Source organism: Streptomyces cinnabarinus, assembly GCF_027270315.1.
GTDB lineage: Bacteria > Actinomycetota > Actinomycetes > Streptomycetales > Streptomycetaceae > Streptomyces > Streptomyces cinnabarinus.
On record NZ_CP114413.1, the window covers coordinates 1,251,691 to 1,265,210 of the forward strand.

Sequence of the window (13,520 nt, forward strand, 5' to 3'; positions counted from 1 at the left end):
TCAGGAGGTACCGAATTCGCGGTCGATCAGGGCGAACATCTCGTCTGCGGTGGCCGCTTCGAGGTCGTCCTCGTCGGCGCTGTCGGTGCTGGCCTGCGTGCCGCCGGTTCCGTCGTCGTCGTTCAGCCGCACCAGGAGGGTCTGGAGCTGGCGGGTGAGTTTGAGGCGGGTGTCGGTGTCGGGGGTGGACCCGGCCAGCGCCGCTTCGAGGCGGCCGAGTTCGGTGAGGACGTCCCCGGTGCCGCCCGGGGTGTCGGCGTCGAGCGCCAGTTCGTCGCGGAGCAGGACGACCAGCGCGGTGGGGGTGGGGTGCTCGAACACGAGGGTGGTGGGCAGGGTGAGCCCGGTGGCGGCGCCGAGCCGGTTGCGCAGTTCGACGGCGGTGAGCGAGTCGAAGCCGAGGTCCTTGAAGGCGCGGGCCGGTTCGATGGTCGTGGCGCCGCTGTGGCCGAGGACGGCCGCGGCCTGGGCGCGTACCAACTCCAGCAGTTCCCGGTCCTGTTCGCTGCCGGGCAGTCCGCGCAGGCGGGTGCGGAGCTCGGAGGTGCCCGCCTCGGGGACGGCGGTGGTCCCGCCCGTGACGGGGAGGTACGGCCGGGCCTGCGGGAGGTCGTCCAGGAAGTGGGTGTCCCGGGCGGAGGTGAAGAGCTGGGTGAAGCGTTCCCACTCGACGTCGGCGACGGCCACGGTGATCTCGTCGTGGTCGAGGACCTGTTGGAAGGCGGTGAGGGCGAGTTCGGGGTCGATGAGCGGCAGGCCCTGGCGCTGGGCGCGCTGGTTGAGGACGGGCCGTTCGGCGGCGTCCCGGCTGTCGCGCTCGTTGACGGCGTCCCAGATACCCCAGGCGACAGCGGTCACCGGCACTCCGCGGGCCCGCTGACCGAGCGCCCAGGCGTCGAGGTGGGCGTTGGCGGCGGAGTAGGCGCCGTGGTCGCCGCTGCCCCAGAGGGCGGCGACGGAGGAGTAGACCACGAAGGCGTCCAGCTCCCGCTCACCGAGGAGTTCGGCGAGCATCCGGGCACCGGTGATCTTGGCGTCGATGACGTTGGCGTACTGGGCGAGGGTGGTGTCCGCGAGGGCTCCCAGTTCGTAGCGGACGGCGGTGTGGAAGACGGCGCGGATGTCGTCGCCCGCCGTGTCGAGCCCGTCGATGAGCGAGGCGAGCGCTGTCCGGTCGGTGACGTCGCAGGCGGCGACGGTGACCCGGGCCCCCAACTCCTCCAGTTCCGCTCGCAGTTCGGCGGCGCCGGGTGCGTCCATGCCTCGCCTGCTGGTGAGCACGAGATGCTCGGCGCCGTTGCGGGCGAGCCAATGGGCGAGGATGCCGCCGAGCAGCCCGGTCCCGCCGGTGACGATGGCGGTACCGCGCGGCTTCCAGTTCCGCACCGGCCCGTCGGTCGGCAGCGGCGCGGGCACCATCCGGCGGGCGAGCAGCCCGACCGCCCGGACGGCCACCTGGTCGTGCTCGACGGTCTCGCGCTGGGCGAGCACGGCCACGATCCGGCGGCGGACCCGCTCGTCCTCGATGTCGGCGGGCAGGTCGACGATGCCGCCCCACTGCTGCGGCAGTTCGAGCGCGGCAACCCGGCCCATGCCCCAGATCTCGGCCTGGACGGGATGGGCGATCTCATCGCCGTAGCCGGTGGCGACGGCACCCCGGGTGACGCACCAGACCCGGGCGGCGAGTCCGGTGTCACCGACGGCCTGGATCAGCGCGAGCGTGGCGGCGACGCCCTCGGCGACCATGGGGTGCCCGTGGGCGGGCCGCTCATCGGCCAACGCCAAGGTGGACAGCACCCCGGCCACGCCCTGCTCCCCGGCCGCCTCGCTCAACAGCCCTCCGATCAGGGCCCGGTCGGCGCCCCACGGCACAGGCAGGGTCACCACCTCGGCGCCGCGCTCGGTGAGCAGCCCGATGAGGCTCGTACGCCAGTCGCCCTCGGCCCCCTCGGCGGTGAGGTGGAGCCAGCGGCCGGACAGTGCGGCAGGCGCGTCGGAGTCCGGCTGCTGCTTCCAGCCGACCTTGTACCGCCAGCCGTCCACGGTCGACAGTTCCCGCCGACGCCGCCGCCACGACGCCAGATCCGGCAGCACCGCCCGCCACGCCTCCCACTCACCGCCGAGCGCGAGCTCACCGGACAGAGCCTCCATGTCCTGACTCTCGACGGCGTCCCAGAAGGCGGCGTCCTCGGTGACGGCAGGCGCGGCCTCGTCGGCGGGCTCCAGCCAGTAGCGCTGGTGTTGGAAGGCGTAGGTGGGCAGGTCTACGTGGGTGATGCGACGGCCCGCGTAGACGGCCGTCCAGTCGATGTCCGCCCCGTGGACCCAGAGTTCGGCGGCGCCGGCGATGAAGCGGGCGTTCTCGTCCTCGTCACGGCGGAGGGTCCCGACGACGGTGACCGGCTGCTCGGCAGCCTCGGCGATGGCCTGGACGCCCATGGTCAGGACGGGGTGGGCGCTGACCTCGATGAGGTTGAAGTTCCCCTGTCCCAGGGCCCCTTGGACGGCCTCGGTGAACCGGACGGGCTGGCGCAGGCCCTCGTACCAGTACGAGGCGTCCATCTCGGTCGTGTCCAACACCCCACCGGTGACGGTGGAGATGACCGGAACTCGGGATGCGTGCGGTGTGACCGGTGCGAGCACACTCAGCAGCCGCTCGCGGATGTCCTCCACCTGTGCGGAGTGGGAGGCGTAGTCCACGGGGACACGGCGAGCGCGTACACCGTTGGCTTCGGCGGTGGCCGCGATCTCGTCCAGGGCTTCCGGATCACCGGCTACGACCGTGGCGTCCGGACCGTTGTAGACGGCCACCGAGACACGGTCCCCGTACGGCGCGACCCAGCCCGCAGCCTGTTCGGCGCCCGTCGCCAGCGACAACATCCCACCACGACCGGCCAGTTCATCGCGGATGGCGGCCGAGCGAAGCGCAACGACCCGAGCCGCATCCTCCAGACTCAGCGCCCCGACCACCGCCGCAGCCGCGATCTCACCCTGCGAATGACCAATCACCGCAGCAGGCTTGACGCCCAGCGACTCCCACACGGCCGCCAGCGACACCATGACCGCCCACAACACCGGCTGGACCATGTCCACCCGCCGCATCCACGCGTCATCGTCACCGGACAACACCTCGGTCAACGACCAGTCCACGAAAGGCGACAAAGCGACAGAACACTCAGCGATCCGCGCCGCGAACACCGGCGAGGACCCCAACAGCCCCCGCCCCATCCCCAACCACTGCGACCCCTGCCCCGGGAACACGAAGACGGTCCCGCCGCCGGTCTCGGGAGCCGTGCCGCTGACGGCCTGGGACGTGGCCGTTCCGGCAGCCAATGCCCGCAGTCCGTCGGTCAGTTCGGTCGACGCGGAACCCCATACGACCGCGCGATGCTCCAGCGGGGACCGCGTGGTCAGCAGGCTCCAGCCGACGTCCGCCGGGTCGCCCGGCACTCCGGCGAGTCGTTCTGCCTGACCGGCGAGGGCCTCCGCCGTACGCCCCGACACCAGCCACGGCACCACCGGCGACCCCGACAACCCCTCCGGACCGGAGACCACCATCGAACCCGCGACCGCGGGCGGCGCCTCCTCCAGGATGACGTGGGCGTTCGTGCCCGACATGCCGAAGGCGGAGACACCGGCGCGGCGCGGTCCCGTCCGGCCCTGTTCCCAGGGCACCGCCCGGTCCAGCAGGGCGACGGTTCCGTCGGACCAGTCGACGTGGCTGGTGGGTTCGGCGGCGTGCAGGGAGGGCGGCAGCACGCCCGCCCGCAGGGCCATGACCATCTTGATGACGCCCGCGACTCCGGCGGCGGCCTGGGTGTGGCCGATGTTGGACTTCACCGAGCCGAGCCACAGGGGCTGTTCGGCGTTCCGGGCCCTGCCGTAGGTGGCGATCAGGGCCTGGGCCTCGATCGGGTCGCCGAGGGTGGTGCCGGTGCCGTGTGCCTCGACGGCGTCGACGTCGGCGGCGGTGAGCCCGGCCGCGGTGAGCGCGGAGCGGATGACGCGCTGCTGGGACGGACCGTTGGGCGCGGTCAGCCCGTTGGACGCGCCGTCCTGGTTGATCGCCGAGCCCCGTACGACCGCGAGGACCTGGTGGCCGTTGCGGACCGCGTCCGACAGCCGCTCGACGACGAGCACACCGGCGCCCTCGGACCAGCCGGTGCCGTCCGCCGACTCGGCGAAGGGCTTGCAGCGGGCGTCGGCGGCGAGTCCGCGCTGGCGGCTGAACTCCACGAACGCACCGGGCGTGGACATGATGGTGACGCCGGCCGCGAGTGCCAGCTCGCACTCGCTGTTGCGCAGGGACTGGACGGCCATGTGCAGGGCGACGAGCGAGGAGGAGCAGGCCGTGTCGACGGTGACCGCCGGACCCTCCAGGCCGAGGGCGTAGGCGATGCGGCCGGAGACGACGGCGGCGGCGCTGCCGGTAGCCTGGTATCCGGCGACGGCGTCGGGGTCGCGGCCCAGAAGGGTGGCGTAGTCCTGGCCGTTGGAGCCGACGAAGAGTCCGGTCGCGGAGCCGTGCAGGCCGGTCGGGGGCAGTCCGGCGCGCTCCAGGGCCTGCCAGGACAGTTCCAGCAGGAGTCGTTGCTGGGGGTCCATGGCGAGGGCCTCGCGCGGGGAGATCCCGAAGAACTCGGCGTCGAATCCGGCGACGTCGTAGAGGAATCCGCCCTCGCGGACGTACGAGGTACCGGGGCGGCGCGACTCGGGGTCGTAGAGGGCCTCGACGTGCCAGCCGCGGTCGGCGGGGAAGGCGCCGATGGCGTCGCCTTCCTCGGTGACCAGCCGCCACAGGTCCTCCGGTGAGGTGACCCCGCCGGGGTAGTGGCAGGCCATGCCGACGATGGCGATGGGTTCGTCCGCGCGTACCCGGGTGGTGGGCGGTGCGGGCACCTCGGTTGCCGCTCCCAGGAGTTCGGCGCGCAGGTGGGCGACGAGGGCGGTGGGTGTCGGGTGGTCGAAGACCAGGGTGGAGGGCAGGCGCAGTCCGGTGGCGGTGGTGAGCCGGTTGCGCAGTTCGACGCCGGTGAGCGAGTCGAAGCCGAGGTCCTTGAAGGCGCGCGCGGGTTGGAGGCCCGTGGTGCCGTTGTGGCCGAGGACGGCGGCCACTTCGGTGAGGACGGTCTGTGTGAGCAGCTTCTCCTGCTCCTCGGGGGTGCGTCCGGCGAGGGTGCGGGCGGGGTCGCTGTCGGCCGGCGGAGCGTCGGCGGCCGTCAAGTGCGGCTGGGCATCGGGGAGTTCGCTGATGAGCGGGCGGTGCCGGGCCGCGGTGTAGGCGGGGACGAAGCGTTCCCAGTCGACGTCGGCGACGGTGACGGTCGTGTCGCCCCGGTCCAGGGCCTGCTGGAGCGCGGCGACGGCCAGTTCGGGCCGCATCGCGCGGATGCCGCGCCGTGCGAGGTGCGCCGTCATGTCGCCGTCGGCCATGCCTCCGTCGGCCCAGGCGCCCCAGGCCACCGCGGTGGCGGCGAGGCCGCGGGCACGCCGGTCCTGGGCCAGCGCGTCGAGGTGCGCGTTGGCGGCGGCGTATCCGCCCTGCCGCCCGCTTCCCCACACCCCGGCGATGGAGGAGAACAGCACGAAGGCGTCCAGTTCCCGGTCGCCGAGGAGCGCGTCGAGATGATCCGCCCCGTCCGCCTTGGCAGCGAGCACGTCCGCGAGTTCCTCCCGGGTCAGCTCCTGCATGGCGGTGAAGTGGGCGATGCCCGCCGCGTGGATGACGCTGCTGAGCGGACGGCGTCCGGGCAGCGTGTCGAGCAGGGCCGCCACGGCGTCCCGGTCGGCGATGTCGCAGGCGACGACGGAGACCTGGGCGCCGAGGGCGGTGAGCTCGGCGGTGAGTTCGGCCGCGCCGGGCGCCTCGGGGCCGCGCCGGCTGGTGAGTACGAGGTCCTCGGCGCCGTCGCGGGCCAGCCGGCGTGCGATGTGCGCGCCGAGTCCGCCGGTACCGCCGGTGATCAGGACCGTGCCGCCGGGCCTCCACTCCTCGGCGGGGGCCGGGGTGCCGATCGTGGCGGCTCGGGCGAGGCGGCGCAGGAAGGTTCCGGAGGCGCGGACGGCACACTCGTCCTCGCCGTCCTCTCCGGCCAGGACCGCGGCGAGCCGGGCGGCGACCCGGTCGTCGGCGCCCTCGGCCGGGAGGTCGATCAGGCCGCCCCAGAGCGGGGCGTGCTCCAGGCCGAAGACCCGGCCGAGGCCCCAGATCCGGGCGAGGGCGGGGTCGGCGATCCGCTCGTCGGGGGTGACGGCGACGGCGCCGCGAGTGACGCACCACAGGGGGGCGTCGAGCCCGGCGGAGGCGTGGGCCTGGAGCAGGGTCAGCGAGTCGGCGACGACGTGGGTGCCGAGGGAGAGCACTCCGGACACGCCGTGCGGTGCGGCCTCGCGAAGCTCCGTGGCCAGGTGCTCGTCGAACGACGGGCGGAGTTCGACGATGTCGGCGCCGAGGGCGCGCAGGGCGTCGAGCAGTCGCGCCTCGGCCGCGGGATCCGTAGTGGATTCCGGTAGGACCGCGAGCCATGTGCCGTCGAGGCGGCCGGAGTCGAGGGCGGCGACGGGCTTCCACACCGTGCGGTAGCGCCAGGCGTCCAGGGTGGAGCGGTCGCGCTCGCCGCGGCGCCAGGTGGCGAGGGCGGGCAGCAGCGTGCCGAGGTCCGGGGTGCCGGTGCCGTCATCGGTGCCGTCGAGGTCGAGGACGGCGGCGAGGGCGGAGGCGTCCTGGTTCTCGACCAGCTCCCAGAACCGGGCCTCCACCGCGTCCGCGCCGGCAGGTGCGGTGCGGGCGGACTCCAGCCAGAAGCGGGAGCGCTGGAAGGGATAGGTGGGCAGTTCGACCCGGCGGGTGGCGCCGCCGCCGTCGTGCAGCGCGGCCCAGTCGGCGGTCCCGCCACGTACGTAGAGCGTGGCGAGGGCGCGTAGCAGGGCGGCCGGTTCCGGCTGGTCGTTGCGGAGGGCGGACAGCAGCAGCGGCGGGGATCCGGCGTCGGTCAGGCTTTCGTCGGCCATGGCTGTCAGCACGCCGTCGGGGCCCAGTTCCAGGAAGGTGGTCACGCCCTGGTCGCGCAGCCAGCGCACGCCGTCGTGGAAGCGGACGGGTTCGCGGACATGGCGTACCCAGTACGCGGCGCTGCCCAGTTCGCCGGGTGCCGCGCCCGCGCCGGTGACGTTGGAGACGACCGGGATGCGGGGCTCGGCGTACTCCAGCGCGGCGGCGACGGTGCCGAACTCCGTCAGCATCCGGTCCATGTGCGGGGAGTGGAAGGCGTGGCTGACCCGCAGGAACCGGGTCTTGTGGCCGCGCTCGCGCCACAGTTCGTCCAGGGCGGTGAGGGCCTCCCGGTCCCCGGCGACGACCACGGACGCGGGTCCGTTGACGGCTGCCAGGGCGACCTCGGTCTCCCGACCGGTGAGGGTCTCCCGGACCACCTCCTCGCTCGCCCGCACGGAGAGCATGGCCCCGTCCTCCGGCATCGCCTGCATCAGCCGTCCGCGCGCGGTGACCAGGACGGCGGCGTCGGCCAGCGACAGCACTCCGGCGACATGGGCGGCGACCAGTTCACCGATGGAGTGCCCGGCGACGTAGTCGGCCCGCACGCCCCACCGCTCGACCAGCCGGTACAGGGCCACTTCCACGGCGAAGAGCGCGGGCTGGGCCCAGGCGGTACGGTCCAGCAGGGCCGCCTCCGCACTGCCCGGCTCCGCGAACAGCACCTCGCGCAAAGGGCGTTCCAGGTGCTCGTCGAGCGCCTCGCACACCGCGTCGAGCGCCCGCGCGAAGGCCGGGTACGCCGCATACAACTCCCGCCCCATGCCGACCCGTTGGCTGCCCTGCCCGGTGAAGAGGACGGCGACGGGGCCGTCGGAGTCGGCGACTCCGGTGACGGCCTCGGGGGCGCGGCCGCCAGTGGCTATGGCGGCGAGCCCACGGCCGAGCGCGGCGGTCCCGTCGGCATCGGGGAGGACGACGGCCCGGTGGTCAAGGGCCGCGCGGGTCGAGGCGAGCGACAGCGCGATGCCGTCGGCGGGGATGCCGGGCCGGTCGGCGCTGAACGAGGCGAGCTGCTCGGCCTGGGCGCGCAGCGCGCCCTCGGTACGCCCGGAAAGCACCCACGGTATGAGGACAGCGGGCTCGGCGGCGGGGGTGTCCGGGGCGGCGGCGGGGGCGTCCGCCTCGGTGGCGGGGGCGTCCGGATCAGCGGGCTCGGGCGCCTGCTCCAGGATGACGTGGGCGTTGGTCCCGCTGATGCCGAAGGAGGAGACACCGGCCCGCCGCGGGCGGCCGTTCGCCGTCCACTCCCGCTCCTCGGTCAACAGCCGTACGCCGCCCGCCGTCCACTCGATGTGCGGGGTGGGCTCGTCGGCGTGGAGGGTCCTGGGCAGGACGCCCTCCCGCATCGCCATCACCATCTTGATGACGCCCGCGACACCGGCGGCGGCCTGGGTGTGCCCGATGTTGGACTTCACCGAGCCGAGCCAGAGCGGCCGGTCCGGGTCACGGTCCTGGCCGTAGGTGGCGAGGAGCGCCTGGGCCTCGATCGGGTCCCCCAGGGCCGTACCCGTACCGTGCGCCTCCAGCGCGTCGACGTCGGCCACGGTCAGTCCGGCGCCCGCGAGGGCCTGCCGTATGACGCGCTGCTGGGACGGGCCGTTGGGCGCGGTCAGCCCGTTGGAGGCACCGTCCTGGTTGATGGCGGAGCCGCGCATGACCGCGAGGACCTGATGCCCGTTGCGGAGGGCGTCCGAGAGCCGCTCGACGACCAGCACGCCGACACCCTCGGACCAGGCGGTACCGTCCGCGGCGGCCGAGAACGCCTTGCAGCGGCCGTCGGCGGCGAGCCCGCGCTGCCGGCTGAACTCCACGAACATGTACGGCGACGGCATCACCGCGACACCGCCGGCGAGCGCCAGTTCGCACTCGCCCTGCCGCAGTGACTGCGCCGCGAGGTGCAGCGCCACCAGCGCCGAGGAGCAGGCCGTGTCGACGGTGACGGCCGGCCCCTCCAGACCGAAGGTGTAGGCGAGCCGCCCGGAGGCGACGCTGGAGGTGTTCCCGATGCCGAGATAGCCCTCGATGTCACCCGGCACCTCGTCCAGCCGCGCCGCGTAGTCGGTGGCGACGACACCGGCGAACACACCGGTACGGCTGCCCCGCAACGACGTCGGCGGCAGACCCGCCCGCTCGAAGGCCTCCCAGGTGGTCTCCAGCAGCAGCCGCTGCTGCGGGTCCATGGCGAGTGCCTCGCGCGGCGAGATCCCGAACAACTCCGGGTCGAACTCGGCGGCGTCGTACAGGAATCCGCCCTGCCGGGAGTACGTCGTCCCGGGGTGCGCCGGGTCCGGGTGGTACACCCCCTCCAGGTCCCAGCCCCGGTCGGCCGGGAACGCCCCGATGGTGTCGACTCCCCCGGCGACCAGCCGCCACAGCTCCTCCGGGGACGTGACCCCGCCCGGGAACCGGCAGGCCATGCCGACGATGGCGATCGGCTCGTCCGGGGCCGCCACCGGGGCGGGAGCGGTCTCCTGCTCGTCCGCACCCCACAGCTCGGCGTGGAGATGGCCCGCGAGCGCGGTGGGCGTCGGGTGGTCGAAGACGAGGGCGGTGGGGAGACGGAGCCCGGTCGCCGTGCCCAGGCGGTTGCGCAGTTCCACGGCCGTCAGGGAGTCGAAGCCCTGCTCCTTGAAGGAGCGGTCGGCGTCGACGGACTGCTCGGTGGCATGCCCGAGCACGGCGGCGACATGGCCGCGCACCAGCTCCACGAGCCGCCGTTCCCGCTCCGGTCGGCTCAGCCCGGCCAGTCGCTCCGCGAGCGCCGTACCCGCGTCGGCGGCGGATGCGGCGCGGGCGGTGCGCCGGACCGGGGTCCGGGCGAGCCCACGGAGCACGGCGGGCACGCTCTCGGCGCCCCGCAGTCCCGCGAGGTCGAGACGGGCGGGCACGAGGGCGGCCTCGGCGCTCGCCAAGGCCCGGTCCAACAGCGCGAGCCCCTCCGCCGACGGCAGCGGCGCCATGCCCATCCGGCGCATCCGCCGACGGTCCGCCCGGTCCAGTTCACCCGTCATCGCGCTGGCCTGCTCCCACAGCCCCCAGGCGAGGGAGGTGGCGGGGAGTCCTCGGTCGCGGCGGTGGTGGGCGAGGGCGTCGAGGAAGGTGTTGGCGGCTGCGTAGTTGGCCTGGCCGGGCCCGCCGAACACGCCGGAGGCGGAAGAGTACAGCGCGAAGAAGGACAGGTCGGCGCCTTGGGTCAACTCATGGAGGTTGAGGGCGGCTTGGACCTTCGGCCGCCAGACGGCACTGAGCTGCTCGGGGGTGAGGGAGGTGACCAGCCCGTCGGCCAGTACGCCCGCCGCGTGGACGACGCCCGTCAGCCGCCGCCCATGGAGCAGCGAGGCGAGCTGATCACGATCGGCCGCGTCACAGGCGGCGACCTCGACGGTGGCCCCCAACTCACCGAGCTGCGCTACGAGTTCCTGTGCTGCGGGTGCGTCCGGCCCCTGGCGGCTGGTCAGCAGCAGCTTCCGTACGCCATGGGCGGTGACGAGATGCCGGGCCAGGAGGGAACCAAGGGTCCCGGTCCCGCCGGTGATCAGGACGGTGCCCTCCGGGTCCACCGGCACGGGCATCGTCAGGGCGACCTTGCCGACATGCTTGGCCTGGCTCATGAACCGGAACGCCTCCCGCGCCCGGCGCACCTCCCACGCCCGCACCGGCAACGGCTCCAACACCCCGGCCGCGAACAGCTCCATCAGCGCGCGGAGCATCTCGCCGATCCGCACGGGGCCGGCGTCGAGCATGTCGAAGGCCGTGTATGCGACCCCAGGCCGCAGCCCAGGCTCACGGACGTCCGTCTTCCCCATCTCCAGGAACCGGCCACCGGAGGTCAGCAGGTCGAGCGAGGCATCGACGAACTCACCGGCCAGGGCGTTGAGTACGACGTCGATGCGCTGGTCTGCGAAGGTCTCGCGGAAGCCGAGATCGCGGGAGGAGGCGATCTGCCCGTCGTCAAGGCCGAGCCCGCGCAGCGCGTCCCACTTCCCGGGGCTGGCCGTAGCAAGGACCCTCGCGCCGAAGTGCCGGGCGAGCTGGATCGCCGCCATCCCGACACCACCCGCACCCGCATGCACGAGGACCGTCTCACCCTCCCGGAGTCGACCGAGGTCCGCGAGCCCGTAGTAGGCGGTCAGGAAGACGACGGGGACGGTCGCCGCCTGCTCGAAGGTCCAGCCCTCCGGCATCGGGACCATCACTCGGGCATCCGCCACCGCCAGTGGACCGAAACTGCGCGGCACAAGACCGAGGACTCGGTCGCCCCGGGTGAACTCGATGACGTCGTCGGCCGTCTCCACGACCACACCGGCGATCTCACTGCCGATGGACGCCTCGCCGGGGTACATGCCGAGGCCGATGAGGACATCGCGGAAGTTGAGGCCCGCGGCGCGTACGGCGATCCGGATCTGTCCGGACTCCAGCGGCGCGGACGCATCCGGCGCAGGGCGCAGCGCGAGGCCGTCCAGCGTGCCGGTGCCCGAGGTGTCCAGTCGCCAGGCGGCCGTGTCCGACGGAACCACGAGGCCCTCGCCGGTACCGGCCGCACGCACCAGACGCGGCACCAGCAGCCGGCCCTCGCGCACCGCCATCTGCGGCTCACCATTGGCCAACGCAGCCCGCACCACGGCCTCATCGTCACCATCGGCGGTCGGGTCCAGGTCGAGCAGGAGGAAGCGCTCGGGGTGCTCGGACTGGGCGGACCGGACGAGGCCCCAGAGGGGCGCGGTCGCGAGGTCGATGGTGTCACGGGCGATGGTGGCGTGTCCGGCGTAGGTGGCGTGACCGTCGTCGGAGGCCTGTCCGGCGTCGGAGGCATGTCCGGCGTCGGTGCTCACGGCCCCCCGCGTCACGATCGCCAGTCGCGCGTCGGACAGCCGCTCGTCGGAGAGCCACGCCTGTATGAGTGCGAGCACGTCGGCGGTGATGCGCTCAGGGTCGCCGCCGGCGGTGGGGGCGAACAGGGCCAGCGCGGGCACGGCGCCCTCCAGCAGTGCGGCGAGGTCGGCGTACCTGCCCCCCGGCGCGGGCAGCGCCTCGTCCGCCCCGAGCACCGCCCAATCCGGCACCGCCTCGGCGGCCGACGGTGCGGGCTCCCACGCCAGTCGGTGGAGCGAGTCCGTGCCACTGGAGAGGGCCGACGCCAACTGCTCCGCCGTAACGGGGCGCAGGGCCAGCGATTCGGCTACGGCGATGGGGGCGCCGGTGCCGTCGGCGAGATGCACGGAGAGGGTGTCGTCGCCCTGGGGGGCGAGGCGGACCCGGGCAGCGGTGGCGCCGGAGGCGAGGAGCGTCACGCCCTCCCAGAGGAACGGCAGCCGCAGCTCTTCGCCCGGTTCCGAGGTGGCCAGCATCGCGTGCAGCGCCGAGTCGAGCAGGGCGGGGTGCATCCCGAACGCGCCCGCCTCGGCGGCCGATTCCACCTCAGCGAAGACCTCGTCGCCTCGGCGCCAGACGGCGGTCAGGCCCTGGAAGGCGGGGCCGTAGCCGTAACCGGCGGCTTCGGCCTCGGCGTAGAAGCCGGTGACGTCCACGGGTTCGGCGCCGGGCGGGGGCCAGGCGGCGAGGTCGGCGGGGGCCGTGCCGACAGCCTCCGCGAGGACTCCCTCCGCGTGCGCGGTCCATGCCTCGGCAGTCTCCGGACGCGAGTACACGGTGAGGGAACGCCGTCCCTCGTCGTCCGCGGCACCGACCACTGCCTGGATCTGCACTCCGCCCTGCTCGGGGAGGATCAGCGGTGTCTGGAGGGTGAGTTCGGCGAGGTGGCCGCAGCCGACCTCGTCACCGGCGCGAATCGCCAGCTCCACAAAGCCGGTCCCTGGGAAGAGAGTGGTGCCGCTGACTGTGTGGTCGGCGAGCCAAGGGTGCGTACGGAGGGAGAGGCGGCCGGTGAGGACCACTCCCCCGTCAGCTGCGAGCGACACGGCCGCGCCGAGCAGCGGGTGCTCCGTGGCGCCGAGCCCCAGGTCGGCGGGGTCGCCGGTGGAGGCGGTGGCCTCCAGCCAGTAGCGGTCGCGTTGGAAGGGGTAGGTGGGGAGGTCTACGCGGTGTGGGTTGCGGCCTTCGTAGAGGGCACGCCAGTTGACGTCGACTCCGCTGGCCCACAGGCGGGAGATGGCAGTGGTGAAGGTCTCGACTTCGTTGTGGTCGCGGCGAGTTGCGGGAAGGAACAGACCCTCGGCGGACTCGGCCGCCATCGCGGTCAGCGTGGCGTCCGGACCCAGCTCCAGGAACTTCGTCACCCCGGCCTCGGCCAGCGCGGCGACACCGTCGGCGAAACGCACCGCCTCCCGCACATGCCGGACCCAGTAAGCGGGAGTGCGGATCTCCTCGCCCGCGACCTGGCCCGAGAGGTTCGATACGACGGGGATTCGGGGTTCGGCGTAGGCGATGCCCGCGGCGACCTGCTCGAAGTCGGCGAGCATCGGCTCCATCAGCGAGGAGTGGAAGGCGTGCGAGACCGACAGCCGCC

1 protein-coding gene (running past one end of the window) is annotated in these 13,520 nt (G+C 73.5%); it reads right to left on the minus strand.

Annotation, left to right across the window (positions count from 1 at the left end; translation table 11 throughout):
• Window positions 1–13,520: the end of a type I polyketide synthase gene (locus STRCI_RS05435; RefSeq protein ID WP_269657690.1), read on the minus strand. The gene runs 21,628 nt beyond the window's last position; 13,520 of the gene's 35,148 nt are visible here — the last part of the coding sequence; its start codon lies off the right edge, out of view — the gene reads right to left on this strand; the stop codon is at window positions 1–3.